The organism is Microbacterium sp. NPDC087665, assembly GCF_044743285.1.
Classification (GTDB): Bacteria; Actinomycetota; Actinomycetes; order Actinomycetales; family Microbacteriaceae; genus Microbacterium.
This window is the reverse complement of record NZ_JBIUWD010000011.1, coordinates 1-17,113: the sequence shown is the minus strand read 5'-3', so window position 1 is coordinate 17,113 and position 17,113 is coordinate 1. Positions and strand designations below refer to the sequence as shown.

Annotated in this window: 17 protein-coding genes, 1 rRNA gene and 1 pseudogene; 10 read left to right on the top strand and 9 right to left on the bottom strand. The window is 68.7% G+C overall.

The window, feature by feature from the left end; genetic code table 11:
* Nucleotides 1-27 precede the first annotated feature (27 nt).
* Entirely contained in the window at nucleotides 28-2,073 is a 2,046-nt protein-coding gene (gene recQ / locus ACIOSY_RS17570; RefSeq protein ID WP_400855483.1) for a DNA helicase RecQ, read from the bottom strand.
* Nucleotides 2,074-2,127: 54 nt separating this feature from the next.
* The gene (locus ACIOSY_RS17565; protein ID WP_400855524.1) at nucleotides 2,128-3,165 is read right to left on the bottom strand and encodes a YhcG family protein; all 1,038 of its coding nucleotides are present in this window, start codon (nucleotides 3,163-3,165) and stop codon (nucleotides 2,128-2,130) included.
* A gap of 32 nt (nucleotides 3,166-3,197) precedes the next feature.
* On the opposite strand from ACIOSY_RS17565, the gene ACIOSY_RS17560 reads away from it, so the two are divergent.
* From ACIOSY_RS17560 to ACIOSY_RS17550, 3 genes are read left to right on the top strand one after another with little or no spacing between them, the layout of a single operon-like run.
* Nucleotides 3,198-3,449, top strand: coding sequence for a hypothetical protein (locus ACIOSY_RS17560; protein WP_400855481.1), 252 nt, complete (start codon nucleotides 3,198-3,200; stop codon nucleotides 3,447-3,449).
* 60 nt (nucleotides 3,450-3,509) lie between these two features.
* Complete coding sequence (locus tag ACIOSY_RS17555) at nucleotides 3,510-3,806, top strand: GNAT family N-acetyltransferase (RefSeq protein ID WP_400855480.1); 297 nt, start codon at nucleotides 3,510-3,512, stop codon at nucleotides 3,804-3,806.
* Nucleotides 3,803-4,720 carry a pirin family protein gene (locus tag ACIOSY_RS17550; RefSeq protein WP_400855522.1) on the top strand — a complete coding sequence of 306 codons (918 nt, stop codon included), beginning with the start codon at nucleotides 3,803-3,805 and terminating at the stop codon, nucleotides 4,718-4,720. Before ACIOSY_RS17555 ends, ACIOSY_RS17550 begins: the two co-directional genes overlap by 4 nt.
* 137 nt (nucleotides 4,721-4,857) lie before the next feature.
* Here the strand turns inward: ACIOSY_RS17550 and ACIOSY_RS17545 are convergent, their stop codons facing one another.
* The 6 genes and pseudogenes from ACIOSY_RS17545 to ACIOSY_RS17520 all read right to left on the bottom strand — a co-directional run bounded on the left by ACIOSY_RS17545 (nucleotide 4,858) and on the right by ACIOSY_RS17520 (nucleotide 11,187).
* Complete coding sequence (locus tag ACIOSY_RS17545; RefSeq protein WP_400855478.1) at nucleotides 4,858-6,315, bottom strand: cation acetate symporter; 1,458 nt, start codon at nucleotides 6,313-6,315, stop codon at nucleotides 4,858-4,860.
* On the bottom strand, nucleotides 6,312-6,686 hold the full coding sequence (locus ACIOSY_RS17540) for a heavy metal transporter (protein WP_400855477.1): 375 nt from the start codon (nucleotides 6,684-6,686) through the stop codon (nucleotides 6,312-6,314). The genes ACIOSY_RS17545 and ACIOSY_RS17540 overlap by 4 nt, the downstream gene beginning before the upstream one ends.
* Nucleotides 6,683-7,402 (bottom strand): LytR/AlgR family response regulator transcription factor, encoded by a 720-nt coding sequence (locus ACIOSY_RS17535; protein ID WP_400855476.1) that lies wholly within the window; start codon nucleotides 7,400-7,402, stop codon nucleotides 6,683-6,685. The genes ACIOSY_RS17540 and ACIOSY_RS17535 overlap by 4 nt, the downstream gene beginning before the upstream one ends.
* The gene (locus tag ACIOSY_RS17530) at nucleotides 7,399-8,592 is read right to left on the bottom strand and encodes a sensor histidine kinase (RefSeq protein ID WP_400855474.1); all 1,194 of its coding nucleotides are present in this window, start codon (nucleotides 8,590-8,592) and stop codon (nucleotides 7,399-7,401) included. Before ACIOSY_RS17530 ends, ACIOSY_RS17535 begins: the two co-directional genes overlap by 4 nt.
* Nucleotides 8,593-8,660: 68 nt before the next feature.
* Nucleotides 8,661-8,900 (bottom strand): annotated as a pseudogene (locus ACIOSY_RS17525) (YbdD/YjiX family protein).
* Between the two features lies 1 nt (nucleotide 8,901).
* A complete protein-coding gene (locus ACIOSY_RS17520) occupies nucleotides 8,902-11,187 on the bottom strand; it encodes a carbon starvation CstA family protein (RefSeq protein ID WP_400855473.1) in 2,286 nt (761 codons plus the stop codon).
* A 187-nt stretch (nucleotides 11,188-11,374) separates the two neighbouring features.
* Here ACIOSY_RS17520 and ACIOSY_RS17515 point away from each other — a divergent pair, with 187 nt between their 5' ends.
* The 7 genes from ACIOSY_RS17515 (at nucleotide 11,375) to ACIOSY_RS17485 (ending at nucleotide 16,909) form a co-directional block, all read left to right on the top strand.
* Nucleotides 11,375-11,920, top strand: coding sequence for an ECF transporter S component (locus ACIOSY_RS17515; RefSeq protein ID WP_400855472.1), 546 nt, complete (start codon nucleotides 11,375-11,377; stop codon nucleotides 11,918-11,920).
* 39 nt (nucleotides 11,921-11,959) lie between these two features.
* Nucleotides 11,960-12,313 carry a hypothetical protein gene (locus ACIOSY_RS17510; RefSeq protein WP_400855471.1) on the top strand — a complete coding sequence of 118 codons (354 nt, stop codon included), beginning with the start codon at nucleotides 11,960-11,962 and terminating at the stop codon, nucleotides 12,311-12,313.
* Between the two features lie 80 nt (nucleotides 12,314-12,393).
* Nucleotides 12,394-14,064 carry an ABC transporter ATP-binding protein gene (locus ACIOSY_RS17505; RefSeq protein ID WP_400855469.1) on the top strand — a complete coding sequence of 557 codons (1,671 nt, stop codon included), beginning with the start codon at nucleotides 12,394-12,396 and terminating at the stop codon, nucleotides 14,062-14,064.
* The gene (locus tag ACIOSY_RS17500; protein WP_400855467.1) at nucleotides 14,061-14,876 is read left to right on the top strand and encodes an energy-coupling factor transporter transmembrane component T family protein; all 816 of its coding nucleotides are present in this window, start codon (nucleotides 14,061-14,063) and stop codon (nucleotides 14,874-14,876) included. Before ACIOSY_RS17505 ends, ACIOSY_RS17500 begins: the two co-directional genes overlap by 4 nt.
* A 34-nt stretch (nucleotides 14,877-14,910) precedes the next feature.
* The gene (locus ACIOSY_RS17495; RefSeq protein WP_400855466.1) at nucleotides 14,911-15,786 is read left to right on the top strand and encodes a siderophore-interacting protein; all 876 of its coding nucleotides are present in this window, start codon (nucleotides 14,911-14,913) and stop codon (nucleotides 15,784-15,786) included.
* Nucleotides 15,783-16,364, top strand: a complete 582-nt coding sequence (locus ACIOSY_RS17490) for an ECF transporter S component (RefSeq protein WP_400855464.1) — start codon at nucleotides 15,783-15,785, stop codon at nucleotides 16,362-16,364. Before ACIOSY_RS17495 ends, ACIOSY_RS17490 begins: the two co-directional genes overlap by 4 nt.
* Before the next feature lie 146 nt (nucleotides 16,365-16,510).
* Nucleotides 16,511-16,909, top strand: a complete 399-nt coding sequence (locus ACIOSY_RS17485) for a sensor histidine kinase (RefSeq protein ID WP_400855520.1) — start codon at nucleotides 16,511-16,513, stop codon at nucleotides 16,907-16,909.
* A gap of 112 nt (nucleotides 16,910-17,021) precedes the next feature.
* Here the strand turns inward: ACIOSY_RS17485 and rrf are convergent.
* Nucleotides 17,022-17,113, bottom strand: a 5S ribosomal RNA gene (rrf, locus tag ACIOSY_RS17480); the annotation flags it as partial.

Here is a 17,113-nt window from a genome sequence, read left to right as displayed (position 1 = left end):
CAGCGCCGCGTCAGCGAGAGTGATCGGTCAGTTCGCGGCGATGATGGCGAGCACGGAATCGCCGAAGGCTTCCCGCTTCTTCTCTCCGATACCGGTGATGCCCTCGAGGTCTGCCAGGGCTTTCGGGCGATGCTCCGCGAGTGCTCGCAGCGTGGCATCTCCGAACACCATGTATGCGGCGCGGCCCAGGTCACGGGCGGTTTCCGCTCGCCAGACGCGCAGCGCTTCGAAGAGCGCCCGGTCGGCCGGATCGACGGCATCGGCCGAGGTGGACTTGCGCGCTCGGGTCGTCGTGGCGCGACCGATCGTGTCTTTGCGCAGCGGCACCTGCATCTCGCCGCGCAGCACGGCTGCGGCCTGTTCCCCGGGAGCCAGGGTGCCGTATTCCCCCTGGGCCATGAGGATGCCGCGGGCGAGCAACTGCCTCACGACACTGCGCCAATCCTGATCGGAGAGATCGGCGCCGATGCCGTAGGTCGCGATCTTGTCGTGCCCCTGCTGACGCATGCGCTCGGTCGATGCGCCACGCAGGATGTCGATGAGGTGCCCCGCACCGAACGACTGATTGCGTTCGCGCTTGAGGCGCACGATCGTCGAGAGGAGCTTCTGCGCGGGCACGAGACCGTCGAACGTCTCGGTCTCTTCGAGGCACGTGTCGCAGTTGCCGCACGGCTGGGAGTCCTGCCCGAAGTACCCGAGCAGGTTCTGCCGACGGCACTCGACGGTCTCGCAGAGGGCCAGCATGGCGTCGAGGTGCTGCCCCATGCGCATCTTGAACGTGCGATCGCCGGGGCTCTGGTCGATGAGACGTCGCTGCTGCACGACGTCGCCGAGTCCGTAGGCCATCCACGCCACCGCCGGTTCGCCGTCGCGACCGGCGCGACCCGTCTCCTGGTAGTAGCCCTCGACGGACTTCGGCAGATCGATGTGGGCGACGAACCGCACGTCGGGCTTGTCGATGCCCATGCCGAAGGCGATCGTGGCGACCATGACGACCCCGTCTTCACGGAGGAAGCGCGACTGGTTCGCCGCGCGCACCTCGGCCGGCAGACCCGCGTGGTAGGGCAGCGCATCGAGGCCCTGAGCGGCGAGGTATGTGGCCGTCTGCTCGACCGACTTGCGGCTCAGCGCGTAGACGATTCCCGCCGGCTGACCGCCGGCCACGGCCGACAGATCTTGCGACTTGATGAACGACACGAGTTGCTTGCGCGGGTCGACCTTGGGAACGATCCGGTACTGGATGTTCGGGCGGTCGAAACTGGCCACGAAGTGCTTCGCGGTGCCGAGTTGCAGACGCTCGGTGATCTCTTTGTGCGTCGCCGCCGTGGCGGTGGCGGTGAGCGCCATGCGCGGAACACCGGGGAAGCGCTCGCCCAGATCGCCCAGCCCCAGGTAGTCCGGACGGAAATCGTGGCCCCACTGCGACACGCAGTGGGCTTCGTCGATCGCGATCACGCTGAGCGTGCCGCGCTGCAGGAGCGCCGTGGTCTGACGATTGGACAGCCGCTCGGGGGCGACGTAGAGGAGGTCGATCTCACCGGCGAGATACGCGCGTTCGACCTCGGCGCGCTCGTGCGAGGCCTGGGTCGAGTTCAGGTAGGCGGCGTTGACGCCGTTCGCCCGCAATGCGTCGACCTGGTCGTGCATGAGCGCGATGAGAGGGCTGATCACCAGGCCCGTGCCCTCGCGCACGAGGGCCGGCACCTGGTAGGTGATGCTCTTTCCGCCACCGGTCGGCATCAGCACCACGGCGTCGCCCCCGGCGATCACCTGGTCGACGATGTCGGCCTGGTCTCCCCGGAAAGCGTCGTACCCGAAGACGGTGTGCAGGGCCTCGCGCGCCGTCGGGTAGCGGCTCGGCGTCGCCTGGCGAGTCGCCGGAGCGGATGCCGTCATCACCGGCGGCGACACCGGCGTCGTCGGCCCGGGACCCCAGTCGAGGGGCGGCTCGAAACCGGCACCCTGCGGCTCCCAGTCCATCGGCTCGGGCGCCTCGGTCGGCTCCCAGCCGTCGCCCCACGGCTCGTCTGCGTACGGCAGATCCGCGTACGGGTCACGGGGAGTCTGGGGCATCCCTCCAGCGTAACCATCCCCACCGACCTCGGAGGTTCTTCTCCACAGAACTGGTCACCGCTCTTCGGGGTGCCGGGCAAGCTCCGCTTCAAATGCTCGAGTGATCGCCGCTTCCTCAGGTAGAGCTTTCTGCGCTTCCTCGGTGAGTTCATACCTGCTCACCGCGACGGGCTGCGTCGTGGAGGCCAGCGCGTAGCGGACGACCGTGTCGCTCTTGCCCGCGACGAGAAGGATCCCGATCGTGGGCTGATGCTTGGCGGGAACGCGGAGCCTGTCGTCGACGATCGCCACGTAGAAGCCGAGTTGACCGGCATCGGCGGGGGTAAACTTCGTGGTCTTCAGCTCGATCACCACGTAGCGCAACTGCTCGACGTGGAAGAACAAGAGGTCGACGTAGAAGTCGTCGCCGTCGATGTCGAAGTGGACCTGGCGCCCCACGAACGCGAAACCGGGGCCGAGCTCTCGCATCGTCTCGAGGATCCGATCCACCAGTCGCTGCTCGAGTTCGCGCTCGGACGCATCGCCGCCGATCGCGAGGAACTGCAGAGCGTAGGGGTCTTTCATGATTTCCTGCGCCTGATCCGAGTCCGCGCGGGCGAGCGCCGCATCGAAGTTGGTAGGTGCTGCAGCCTCGCGCTCGTGCAGGCCGGTGGTGATCTGATGGGCGAGGATCGCACGGCTCCACCCGTGATGCACGTCTTTGGCGGCGTACCACTCGCGCAGATCTTGATCGTCGAGCTTGTCGAGAAGCTCGATCACGTGCCCCCAGGGCAATTCTCCAACGGCTTGTTGGCGAATTGCTTCGGCGTCGGGCCAGGCTTCGGCGAAGCGGCGCATGTATCGGAGATTCGCAGCGGAGAAGCCCCGCATAGTGGGGAACTCGGCGCGAAGGTCTCCAGCCAGTCGATCGAGCACTTTGGTGCCCCACGCTTCCGCCGACTTCCGGGCTCGGATCGTGTGCCCGATCTGCCACCAGAGATGCAGCAGTTCGTTGTTCGCCTTCCGCTGCACGCGCAGCCGGGCCCCTTGAACACGATGCTTCAGGGCCTCCAGCGTGGCGGCGTAGTCGTCGGGTATCAGCTCCTGTTCCATTTGGAGATCGTCACACGGACGACCGACACCCTTTGCAGTTATCCACAGTTCACCTCGGAGCCGCGGCATGCGGCGACGCGTGCGACACCACCACGAGCTGGACCGCCGGCCTCGCTTTCCTCGTCTTCGACGGCATCCTCTTCGTGACGGTCATGGTGCCATTCGTGCTGCGGACGAGCCGGTGGGAGCGCGCCTGGTGGCTCCCCGCGGCGGGCATCGCCGCGCTGCTGGTCAGTGCCCTCATCGCCTACGTCGTGATCCGCATCGCCCTGCCAGTGCTCTGAGCCGACGCCGGTGTCCCCGACCGGGCGTAGGTTTGAACCACACGCCCGAAGGAGCATCCGATGACCGACATCTCCGTCACCCGCAACGCCGACGCCTCGCGCTACGAGATTCACTCCGACGGCGCGCTCGCGGGCTTCGCGGAGTACGAGGAGCGGCACGGCGCTGTGCGCTTCACGCACACCGAGGTCGACCCGTCGTTCCAGGGGCAGGGCCTGGCCGGAAAGCTCGCCGCCTACGCCCTGGCCGATGTCGCCAAGAGCGGCGAGGCGATCGTGCCGCTGTGCCCGTACATCGCCCGGTACCTCGAGACTCACGAGATCGAAGGCGCGGAGATCCGGTGGCCGGGAGTCCGATGATCGGCCAGCGACGCCTCGTCCTTGAGCCGCGCGAGGTACCCCTCGGCGGGGTTCGCGGCATGAACGTGCTGCGCGCCCTCCCGCACCGCAATCTGCCGACCATCGGCGCCTGGTGCTTCCTCGACCGCTTCGGTCCGGCCGACACCCGCATGCGCGTCGAACCCCACCCGCACATCGGGCTGCAGACGGTGACCTGGCCGCTCGTCGGCGAGATCCGTCACCGCGACTCGCTCGGCAGCGACGCCGACCTGCGTCGCGGTCAGCTCAACCTCATGACCGCCGGCAACGGCATCTCGCACTCCGAATACTCGATTGGCGACGAGCCGATCCCCCTCGACGCCCTGCAGTTCTGGGTCGTGCTGCCCGAGTCCGCCCGCCACGGCGCCGCCGGCTTCGAACAGCACACCGCACTCCCCGCGCTCACGGTCACGGCCGACACGGGAGCGGATGCTTCGGCCACCGTCGTGCTCGGCGAATTCGCCGGAGTCGCATCGCCCGCCACCGTGCACACCCCGATCGTCGGAGCCGAGATCGTAATCCCGGCCGGCACCCGCGTGCGCCTGCCGCTGCGGGCGAAGTGGGAGCACGCGCTCATGCTCGTCGAGGGCGACGCCGAGGTGGCGGGGCATCCGCTCGCCCGCAACGACACCCTCTACCTCGGCGACTCGCGCGACGAGGTCGAGGTGCAGAGCACCGAGGGTGCCCTGCTCTTCCTGCTCGGCGGCGAACCGTTCGACGACGACATCGTGATGTGGTGGAACTTCGCCGGCCGCAGCCACGACGAGATCGCCGAGGCGCGCGAAGACTGGGAGGCGGCATCCGTCCGCTTCGGTTCCGTTGACGGCCACGACGTGCGCATCCCCGCCCCGCCGCTGCCGCCTGTGCGCCTCATGCCGCGCAGCCGCAAACTCTGACCCGCCGGCTCACCGCGGCGCGGCGTCCGTCGTTCGGGAGGAGATCTGCCGTCGGGAGGATGAAAGAGACGGATGCTCCCTCCCGAGTGCCGATCTCCTCCCGAATGCGAGTGGTCACGACCAGGGAGGTCGACCTCTCACGCCCGCTCGGGCGTGTGCACCCGCGCGAGGAACCGATCGGTGCGGGGCGACGGCCCCCGCGGGTCGAGCAGCGACACCACCACCGTGACTCCGGTGGCCAGCGGGATCGTCCAGGCGGCGGGCTGAGCGAGATACGGCGCCGCCACTCCCACGCCGTCGACCGCGGCGTGCACGAGCAGCGCGAGGCCGCACGCGACTCCGCCGCAGACCATCCCCGCGACCGCACCGCGCGCGGTCAGTCCGCGCCACCAGACGCCGAGCAGCACGACGGGTGACAGCGTCGACGCCGCCACGACGAACACGATGCCGACGCTCGACACGAGGCCGGCCGGCACCGTCAGCAGCGCGATCGCCAGCGGCACCACCGTGCACAGCACGGCCGAGAGACGGAACGAGCGCACCGACCCCGAGAAGACGTCCTGGCTGATCACACCCGCGAGCGAGACCACGAGCCCGGCCGACGTCGCGAGGAACGCGGCGAACGCGCCGGCGACGATGAGCGCGGTCAACAGCTCGCCGACCGGTCCGGGGAAGACACGCGACGGCAGTTGCAGCACCACGGTGTCGGCGAGGCCGGGCACCGCCAGGTCGGGGGCGGCGATGCGCGCCAGCAGGCCCATGGTGCTCGAGACCGCGTAGAACGCGCTCACCATCGCGATGACGATCACGGTCGTGCGTCGCGCCGAGACTCCGGTCGGGCTCGTGTAGAACCGCACGAGAACGTGGGGAAGGCCCATCGTTCCGAGCAGCAGCGCCAGCAGCAGCGATGCCGTCTCGTAGGCGTCGAAACCCGAGGGTCCTGCTTCGGCGGGGAAGACCAGCGCCGGGTCGAAGTCGTGCGGTCCGCCGCTCAGCGCGAAGGCGATGAACACCACCGGAACGAGCAGCGCGGTCAGCTTCAGCCAGTACTGGAACGCCTGCACGTACGTGATCGCGCGCATCCCACCGGCCGCGACGGCCGCCGCGACCAGCACCGCGATCGTCACCGCCCCCACCCACTCCGGCAGACCCGCGACGACGACCAGCGTGATGCCCGCGCCATGCAGCTGCGGCACGATGTACAGCCATCCGATGATGAGCACGGCGAGGCTGGTCACGCGGCGAGCGCCGATGGATTCGAGACGCGCCTCGACGAAGTCGGGGATCGTGTACGCGCCGCTGCGCCGCAGGGGCGCGGCGACGAAGGCGAGCACCAGAAGGTAGCCGGCGGCGTATCCGATCGGGAACCAGAAGCCGCGCGCCCCGTCGAGCAGCACGAGACCGGAGAGCCCGAGGAAGGTGCCCGCCGACAGGTACTCCCCACTGATCGCCGAGGCGTTCCAGACCGGGCGCACGGTGCGGGAGGCGACGAAGAAGTCGCTCGTGGTGCGGGAGATGCGCAGACCGTACACGCCGATGAGCAGCGTGGCGATGATGACCAGCGCGACGCCGATCAGGTCGAGCACCGCGTTCATTCGCGATCCCGCAGAGCGCGGTAGCGGCGCTCGTTGCGTGCGGCGGTGCGCACGTACAGCACGGCGAACACCAGGATCACCGGATAGAACGCGAATGCCTGCAGCAGCCACGACAGCGGCAGACCCCACACCACGATGCGATCGATCTCGGGGATCAGCGCGATCGTCAGCGCCATGGCCACGACCACCAGAACGAAGCCCGCGACCGTGCCCAGCGCCAGTCGGAACTGGCTGCGCATGAGGGCGCGCGCGTAGACCGCATCGGCCTCGTCGACCGGCGAACCCGGCAGGGCGATCCCGCGGGTGTACGTCGACGGTCGGCGCGGCGGAGCATCCGCCGTCACGCGCACCCGCTTCGGCGCCTCGGTCATCCCGCCCCCTCGCTGCGCACGAGTGCCTCTCGTACTGCGGCGACGAGCCGTCTACTCACCGGCAGCACGACCGCGCCGACCGACACCGACGGGTCGCCACCCGACAGCCGAGCTTCGGTGACGGCTGCCGTGCGTACGAGCGAGGAGCGGTGGATGCGCAGGAACCCGGCATCCGACCAGCGCGCTTCGAGTTCGGAGATCGGGATGCGCACGAGGTAGCCGGTGCCGTCGTCGACGTGCAGTCGCGAGTAGTCCCCCTGCGCCCGCACCCAACGGATGTCGCGACGATGCACGAACCGCACGGTCGATCCGACCGACACCGGCAGCACCTCGTCGTCGGCATCCGTCCCCGTGTCGCCCAGTTCGAGCACCCGGTCGACGGCGCGCCGCAGGCGTTCGGTGCGCACCGGTTTGAGCAGGTAGTCGGCCGCGCGCAGCTCGAACGCCTCGACGGCGCGCGCCTCATCGGCCGTGACGAAGACGACGGCGGGCGGTTCGGCGAGCGAGAGGAACGCCCGCGCGAGCTCGGTGCCCAGAAGGCCGGGCATGTGGATGTCGAGGAAGGCGATGCGCACCGCGCGCTGGGAGAGCTGACGCAGCGCATCGGCGCCGGTCGTCGCGGTGAGGATGTCGCCGATGCGGTCGTCGGTGCGCAGCAGGTGCACGAGCTCGTCGAGCGCTGGCCTCTCATCGTCGGCGACGAGCACGTCGATCATGACCGCACCTCAGCAGTATCGGGATCGTTGAGCGGCTGCGACTTCGGCACCCGCATGCGCACCAGGGTACCCGCGCCCGTGTTCGTCTCGACGACCAGACCGCCGTCGGCACCGTACAGCTGGCGCAGCCGGGTATCGACGTTGCGCAGGCCCACGTGCACGCCGTCGTCGCCGGCGGTGAGCGTGGCGCGCAGAGCATCCGGATCCATTCCGATGCCGTCGTCTTCGACGGTGATCTCGGTGTGCGTGCCGTCGTCGCGCGAGGCGATCCTGATCTCACCGCCGCCCTCACCCGGTTCCAGACCGTGCCGTACCGCGTTCTCGACCAGTGGCTGCACCGACAGGAACGGGATCACGGTGGCCAGCGTCTCCGGGGCGATCTGCAGAGTCACCCGCAGTCGCTCACCGAACCGTGCGCGTTCGAGTTCGAGGTAGGAGTGGATGCTGCCGAGCTCCTCCGCCACGGTCGTGAACTCGCCCTGTCGCCGGAACGAGTACCGCGTGAAGTCCGCGAACTCGAGCACGAGATCGCGCGCCCTGGCCGGGTCGGTCGTGATGAACGAGGCGATCGCCGTGAGGGCGTTGTAGATGAAGTGCGGAGAGATCTGCGCGCGCAGCGACCGCAGCTCCGCCTCGGCGAGCTGGGTCTTCGAGGCGTCGAGTCCGCCCAGCTCGACCTGTGCCGCGCACCAGTCGGCGACCTCTTCGGCGGCCCGCACGAGCCCCGCCCGCACGGGGGCGGCGAACGCCACGACCACTCCGATCACGCGACCGTCGACGAGGATCGGAGCCCCGACGCCTTCGAGATGGTCGTCGCGTGCCGGCGAGGGGAAGACCTGACGTCGCCCCGACTCCCGGACCTGCGCCGCGATGCGCACCGCCGCCGCCTCGAGCCCGTCGGTCGCTCCGTCGTCCGACACGGTGTCGTCGTCACTGACGATCGCGACGGCAGCGCTCCCCAGCAGCACCCGCAGGTGCCGGGCCGCCTTCACGACCTCCGGCGCCGAGAGACCCGCTCGCAGATGCGGCGCGGCGAGGCTCGCATGGTGCAGCGCCCGTAGCGCCGCCTGCTCGGCCTCGCTGCCGAGATCGGTCGTGCCGCGGGCGAGACGGCGCGCGAGCAGCAGCAGCACCGTCAGCACGATGCCGCCCACCACTCCCAGCACAGCCGCCAGAACCACGTCGGTCATGGGATCAGCCTAGGCACCCTTCGTCTCGTCGCTGCGTGGTTCCTGAGCGAGCGAAGCGAGACGAAGGGTCAACAGCACCGGGCACCGGGATTGCGATCCTGGTCGTCCATCCGCTGCCGCCAGAACTGGCGTTCCGTCATGGGCTCCTCGTCGGGGTGGTGGCGACGGTGATGGGCGACGTAGGTCGCTTAGGCGGTGTCGCCCATCAGCGTCGTCATGTACCAGCGGATGCCGCGTCCCACCCGCGCCACGGCACTGAGCAGTGCACGCAGCGGCGTGGGCGCGGCATCCGTCCGATCGATCACCATGTCAGTGGCTCGATGCCTTGCGCTCGTCGGCCAGGATCGGCTCCCACTCCTTCTCGAGCTCGCGTTCCGCGGCGTTCGGCAGGAAGCCGGCCGGGGCGAAGCGGCGCGAGGCGACCACCGGCTCTTCGGTGTTCTCGCCGCCGCCGTTGCGGATCGCCTTGATCGTGACGACGACCGCCGCGATCATGACGACGAGCGCGAGGGTCACGAAGATGATCGAGAGCGTTCCCTGCACGGCCGTGTTGCGGATGACCGCCTCGAGCACGTCACGTTCGCCGAGCGAGGTGTCGCCGGTGTTCAGCGCTTCGAGGTAGCGGAAGTGGTTCGCCCAGTATCCGATCGCCGGGACCGGCGAGAAGATCTTGTACAGCGACGCGGTGACGGTGACCACGGCGGTGAACGCGAGGGGCAGAGCGATGATCCACAGCCACTTGATGTAGCTGCGACCGCGCTTGGCGACGATCGCCATGATCACGGCGAGCGCGATCGCGGCGAGCAGCTGGTTCGCGATGCCGAACAGCGGGAAGAAGGTGTTGATGCCGCCGAGCGGGTCGGTGACGCCGAGGATGAGGATCGCTCCCCACCCGGCCACCATGATCGCGGTGCAGATCCACACACCGGGACGCCACGAGACATCGCGGAACTTCGGGAACCAGGCGCCGATCGAGTCCTGCAGCATGAAGCGGGCCACGCGGGTGCCGGCATCGACCGCGGTGAGGATGAACAGCGCCTCGAACATGATCGCGAAGTGGTACCAGAAGGCCATGAGCGCCTGCCCGCCGAGGGCCTGCTGCATGATGTGCGCCAGTCCGAGGGCGAGCGTCGGGGCGCCACCGGTGCGCGACACGATCGATTCCTCGCCGACAGCGGCGGCCGTGCTCGTGAGCATCTCGGGTGTGAGGTTCACCCCGGTCAGGCCCAGCGAGTTCACGAAGGCGACCGCCCCTTCGACGGTGCCCTGCGTCACCGCCGACGGCGCGTTCATCGCGAAGTAGATGCCCTGGTCGATCGAGATCGCGGCGACGAGCGCCATGATCGCGACGAACGATTCCATGAGCATCCCGCCGTAGCCGATGAAGCGCGTCTGGCGCTCCTTCTCGACGAGCTTCGGCGTCGTGCCGGAGGCGATGAGGGCGTGGAAGCCCGAGAGCGCTCCGCAGGCGATCGTCACGAACAGGAAGGGGAAGAGGGGTCCGGCGAACACGGGACCCATCCCGTTCTCGCCGAACACGCTGACAGCGGGAACGGTGATCTCGGGGCGCACGAGGATGATCGCGCCCGCGAGCATCACGATCACGCCGATCTTCATGAACGTCGACAGGTAGTCGCGCGGGGCGAGCAGCAGCCACACGGGAAGAACTGCGGCGATGAAGCCGTAGATGATGATGCCCCAGGCGATCGTGGTGCGGTCGAGGTGGAAGATCGCCTGGCCCCAGTCGGTGCCGGCGACCCAGCCGCCGCCGATGATCGCGGCCATCAGCAGCACGAACCCGATGATCGAGACCTCGGTGACCTTGCCCGGGCGCAGGAAGCGCAGGTAGATGCCCATGAAGATGGCGATCGGGATCGTCATCGCGACCGAGAAGACGCCCCAGGGGCTTTCGCCCAGCGCGTTGACGACGACGAGCGCGAGGATCGCGACGATGATCAGCATGATGAGCAGCGAGGCGATGATCGCCGCGGTGCCGCCGATCTTGCCGAGTTCCTGACGCGCCATCTGACCGATCGTGCGGCCGCCGCGGCGCATCGAGAAGAACAGCACTGTGTAGTCCTGCACAGCACCCGCGAGCACGACGCCCACGATGATCCAGATCGTTCCGGGCAGGTAGCCCATCTGCGCGGCGAGCACGGGGCCGACGAGCGGACCGGCGCCGGCGATGGCGGCGAAGTGGTGGCCGTAGAGCACCCGGCGATCGGTGGGGACGTAGTCCTTGCCGTCCTGCTTCACCTCGGCGGGTGTCGCCCGACGGTCGTCGGGTCGCGTGATGTACTTCTCGATCACCTTCGAGTAGAAGCGATAGCCGATCAGGTAGGTGCAGACCGCGGCGAACACGAACCAGATCGCGTTGACGGTCTCGCCCCGCACGACGGCGAGCATCACCCAGGCGACGCCGCCCAGCAGGGCGATCGCGACCCAGAGGAGGATCTTCGGCAGTGTCCAGCGGCTCGATTTCCGGTGGTGCTCCTCGGCGAGGGCGACCGGGGGAAGATCCGGGTCGGTGACGATGACGGGCTCGTCGTCGACGAGTCCAGCGCCGTCGCGGCGGCGCGACGAAGGTGCGGTCATGGGGTTCTCCTCGGGGTGCGCATCGTTGCGTCCTCCCACGCTAGGAAGCACGCGCGGGGGTCGAAGGGTGGGAGCGGATGCCGTGCGACGAGCGGCGCAGACGATGCGACGAACGGATGCTGCGCCGAGGGTTTTGCACGGCCGCCGGGCGGGGCATCCGCCCCATCCGCGCAAGTAGGCTGGAGCCGTGGCCCGAACCCCTGTCCTGCCGACGCGCGTCCTGCTGATCTGCGCGGCGATCGGTGTCGCCACGGGGCTGATCGGCGGCATCGCCGGCTGGGTCACTCCTCTGCTTCTCGCGAGTCCGCTGCTGTTCCTCTACGGGCTTGTACTCGGGTCGCACGTGCTGCCGGGGATCGTCGCGCAGGAGGTGCTGCGCCGGCCGTTCGTCGCGCTCATCACGCACCTGATCGCCGCGCTCGTCGCGAGCGCGTTCAACCCGGCGTGGGCGCTGCGATTCATCGGCACGGCGCTGCTGTTCGGAGCGATCCAGGAGGGCGTCGCGGCATTGACCCGCTACCGCGCCTGGGGCGCCTGGCGGTTCTTCATCTCGGCCGCGCTGATCGGCGTCGTCGTGGCCGTCGCCGTGTTCTTCGCCGCGCACCTGGGCACCATGCCGCTGTGGGCGCAGATCACGTACCTGGCGATCTCGGTGCTCGGGCCCATCGCCTGGACGGCCGTCGGTCTCGCGATCGGCACCGCGCTCACCCGCGCCGGCGTCGCCCGCCGCTGAGTCCCCGTCATCGCCGGGCTCCCTCGTAAGCTGGAGGATGTGACTAATATTCCGGATTCTGCTGCGCTCTCGGGCGATGCCATCTACGAAGTGCCGGCGCTACTACTCAAGCTCGCATTCACGCCGGTCGGAGCGAAGCCTGGCACTCTCATCCTCACCCCCAAAAGTATTCGGTTCGTCATCCACAAGACCAGCGAGACCCTGTTCGCGTTGCCGCTCTCATCGATCACCGGATATGAGAATAAGTGGGCGCCTGTTGCGTACTTCTCGCTGCGCACGTCAGAGAAGAACTACAAGTTCTACTTCCAGGGAGGCACGACGTTGGAAGAAGGAAAGCTCAGCCACCAGGTCGGCGAAGACCTTGAACAGGCCCTGAACAGCCTCATCCGGTAGCGACTACCGGCGCACGTTACCGACGAAGGTAAGGCTCGGCTAAGTTAGAACAGTACGATCCACCGACCCGGGGTTCCGCTGTGCGCTCATCCACGCCTCTTCTCCGCGTGCGTGATGTCTCTCTCACACACGCGGATGCCGCGCACCCCTCGCCGCGCGATGTCACGTTCGACATCCACCCGGGCGAGGTCGTGCTGCTGCTGGGGCCTTCGGGGTCGGGCAAGTCGACGCTCACGCTCGCGCTGAACGGCCTCATCCCCCACGCTCTGCCCGCCACGATGACGGGAACGGTCGAGGCGGGCGGCGTCGATACGGCATCCGCGCAGACCGCCGAGCTCAGCACGCGCGTCGCCATGGTCTTCCAGGATCCGGATGCGCAGATCGTCACCGGCACCGTGTACGACGAGGTCGCCTTCGGTCCGGAGAACCTGCGGTTGCCGGTCGACGAGGTGCGGGCCCGCACCGAGGACTCCCTGCGCCGCGTGGGGTTGTGGGAGCGCCGAGTCGAGAACCCCGACCGACTCTCGGGCGGCGGACGGCAGCGCCTCGCGATCGCGTGCGCGCTCGCGATGGGCTCTCCGCTGATCGTGCTCGACGAACCGACCGCCAACCTCGACCCGCAGGGAATCGACGACGTCTACGCGGCACTCACCAATGTGATCGCGGCGGGGGACCGCGCGATCCTGCTCGTCGAGCACAACCTCGATGCCGCGATGGGTTTCGTCACGCGCACCATCGTGCTCGACCGCGAGGGCCGCGTCGCCTTCGACGGACCGGTCGCCGAGATCATCCGCACCCACACCGACGAACTCGTCGCGATGGGCGTCTGGTTGCCCGCGGCGACGCTGGCGGCATTGCGACTGCGCGACGAGGGCATCCGCTTCGATCCCCTCCCCCTGACTCCTGACGAGCTCGCCGCGCAGCTGCCACCGGCATCCGCCTCGGTCGATGCGCCCGCCGCGGCGTCCACGACCGTCGACCCGATCATCCGCGCCCGCGGCCTGACCGTGCGACGCGGTCGCACCGAGATCCTGCACGGCATCGACCTCGATCTCGAACCGGGCAGCCTCACCGCGATCGTCGGCGCGAACGGTGCCGGCAAGACGACCCTGATCCAGGCGCTGGCGGGCGTGGTCGCGCCGCCCAAGCGCCGGGTCGACGTCGACGGCATCGATCCGGGCAGCGCGTCTCCGCGTGACATCGCCGCGCGCATCGGGTTCGTCTTCCAGAATCCCGAGCACCAGTTCATCGCGCACTCGGTCTTCGAAGAGCTCGCGCACGGCCTGCGCCTGCGACACGTGGCGGATGCCGAGATCACCGAGCGCGTGACCGAGATGCTCGAGCGCTTCGGGCTGGAGCACAAGGCCGACGTGCATCCGTTCCTGCTGTCGGGTGGCGAGAAGCGCCGCCTCTCGGTGGGGACGGCGCTGATCACCCGGCCCCGCGTGCTCGCGCTCGACGAGCCCACCTTCGGCCAGGACCGCGCGCGGGCGACCGAGCTGCTCGCGCTGCTGCAGGGACTCCGTGCAGAGGGCACCACGATCGTCATCGTCACCCACGACCTGCAGCTCGTCGCCGAGCACACGACGCACACGGTCGTGCTCGCCGACGGACGCGTGCGGGCGTTCGGCCCGACGGCCGAGCTGTTCCGCGAGGAGCGCATCTTCACCGACGCCGGCCTGCGGCTGCCTGCTCTGCAGCGCATCCTCGCGGGGAACGGTTCCGCCCGCGAGCGGAGGGCCGAGGCATGAGCACCACCGCCTTCGATCCGTACGCCACGATGACGGTGACCTCACGGCATCAGTTCCTCTACGCCCTGAACCCGCTCGCGAAGATCGCCGGTTTCGCGCCGGCGATGGTCTTCCTCGTTTTCGTGCGCGATCTCGCGACGCCCGCCGCCTTCCTGGTGATCGCCTATCTGCTGCTGCTCATCGGCGCGCGCATCACGTGGCGTCTGCTCGTGCTGCTCGCCGTGCTTCCGCTGGGGATGGCGGTGATCGGTGTGAGCTTCTCGCTCTGGGTCGACACCGCGCTCGTGAACGGCACGGCGCCGGTCGTGCAGATCGGCGACTGGACCCTGTACAGCGGGGCCCTCCAGCTCGGTTTCGCCACCGCTCTGCGTCTGGGAGCGATCATCGCGCTGGCGCTGACCGGCGGCCTCACCACGACCGGACCCGACCTGGTGCGTGCGAGCATCCAGCAACTCCGCGTGCCGTACCGCATCGGCTACACCGCCCTGGCGGCATTCCGATTCGTGCCGCGGTTCGGCCATGAGCTCTCGGTCATCCGCGCCGCCCATCGCGTGCGCGGGCACCACGGTGGGCGCGGCCCGTTCGCCCGCATCGCGCGCGGCTGGGGGTACATCGTTCCGCTGCTCGCCGGCGCGATCCGCCACGCCGAGCGCGTGGCGCTCGCGATGGATTCCCGGGCCTTCGGCGCCCACCCCACCCGCACCGAGCGGCACCTCGTGCCGTTCCGCACGCGCGACACGATCTTCATCGCTCTGAGCCTCGCGGCGTCCGCAGCGATCCTCGTGGCGTTCTTCCCCTGGCAGTTGCCCTGATCCTCTCCCCGAACCGTTTCCGAAAGGCGATCGCATGGCGTTCAGCAAGCTCGTCAAGCCCGAATCCGCAGAGCTCCTGCACCTCACGGTGCTGCGCACCGAGAAGCTCTCGGCCCACTGGATCCGGGTGACTCTCGGCGGCGGCGAGGTCGAGAAGTTCCGCCCGATGGGGTTCGATCAGTGGTTCCGCCTGTTCCTGCCGATCGGCGGTGACGCCGGCCTCGACCGGGTGCCCGCGAAGGCGAACAGGATGTTCGGATACCTCAAGTTCCTGCGCATCCCCGACGGCGAGCGGCCGGTCATGCGCAACTACAGCGTGCGGGCATACCGGTCGGCCGAGGGCGAGCGCGGTGCGGAGATCGACGTCGACTTCGTGCTGCACGGATCGGCCGCCGACGGGACCGCCGGTCCGGCATCGCGCTGGGCCGAGACGTGCGCGCCGGGCGAACACGTGCTCATCATCGACGAAGGGCTGACCTTCAACCCCGAGCGCGGCACCGACCGGGTTCTTCTCGTCGGCGATGAGACGGCGCTGCCGGCGATCTCGTCGATCGCGGCATCCATTCCCTCGACGGCGACCGGAACGGCGATCATCGAGGTGCCGTCCGAAGAGGATGCTCTCGCCTTCCCGCATCCGGAAGGGCTCACGGTCGAATGGATCGTGCGCCCGCACGACGAGCAGCCGGGCGCCCTCGCCCTGCGGCGTCTCGCCGAGCTCGAGCTGCCCGCCGCGCCCTTCCACGCCTACGCCGCCGGTGAGCAGTCACTCGCCTCGGGCGTGCGCAAGCACCTCGTCGGAGAGCGCGGTGTCGACAAGAACGCCGTCAGCTTCTGCGGATACTGGAAGATCGGCGCGGCATCACCCGCCTCGAAAGCTGCGCGCGACGTGGCTGCGGAGCCGCTGCGATGAGCGGAACGGATGCCGTCGCCTCCCCGCAGCCGACGACGAAGAAGCGGTCCCGTTTCCCGACGGCGCTGCTGCTGACCTGCGCGGCGCTCGGTGTCGCCGGCGCCGTGCTGCTCGCACCGGCTAACTGGCTCTCCACCGGCATCCTGGCGGCGGAGCCGCTGTTCTCCGTCGCGATCGCGGGACTCTGGTTGCTGCCCTCGGTCGTCGCGCTGCGCCTGTTGAAGAAGCCGTTGGTCGGCATCCTCGTCGGACTGTTCTCCGGCCTGGTGCTCATGCCGATCTCGGGTTTTGGATACATGAGCGTCGTCTCGAACGTGTCGTGGGCGGCGTTCGCCGAGCTGCCCTTCCTGGTCGTGCTGTGGCGGTACTGGCACACCTGGCAGCACTACGCCGGAGCGATCGTGCTCGGCTTGGTCTACCCCCTGTTCGCGTGGGCGTTCTTCCAGCTCGGCGCTCAGGTGCTCTGGGTCCAGATCGGATTCTTCGCTCTGACGCTCGCCAGCTGCGTCGGCGCCACGGCTCTCGGCATCCTCATCGCCGATCGCCTGCGTCGCGCGGGCGTCGGCATGCGAGGCTGACGGCCGAAGCATCCGTGTCGCAAGGTTGCGACATCGTTGCCACACCACTGCGACACCCGCTCGATACGCTCAGCTCATGACTTCCGCGCACACCGCACAGCACAGCACACCATGAACGCGAGAATCACCAGCGGTTCCTCGCCCGTATCGACCATGAACTGAAGAACCCGCTCACAGCGATCCGCGCGACGGCGGGCGCGGCGCAAGTCGGCAAAGCCAACGCATCGGCGCCGGCGCAGCCTCTCGGCGAAGACACTTGGCGTACCGTTCGCGCGAAGTACTCGGATGCGGGTCCTATCGAAGTCAGACTTCGGGAGGACAACGGCGGCGCCGTGCTCGAGGTCGCCGACTCCGGGCGCGGAGTGCCCGCGGCCGAACTGCCGACGGTATTCGACGAGTTGGCCAGAGCGCAGAACGCACGGGACATCAGCGGTTCCGGGATCGGTCTGACCTTGGTCGCGACTGTCGTGCGCCGCCATGGCGGTGACGTCTCGATCCGCTCAGTCGAAGGCGCCGGCACGATGGTGACCATCCGACTGCGTTGACCGCGGGAAGATAGCGCATGCTCGTTGCTCGGGGCACGCGCGCGTGGTGCACGCATTGCGCGTTAACGAAAAAGAGCCACCCAACATTGGGTGGCTCTTAATCTTAAAGGAAGTCCGGCGGTGTCCTACTCTCCCACAGGGTCCCCCCTGCAGTACCATCGGCGCTGTGAGGCTTAGCTTCCGGGTTCGGAATGTAACCGGGCG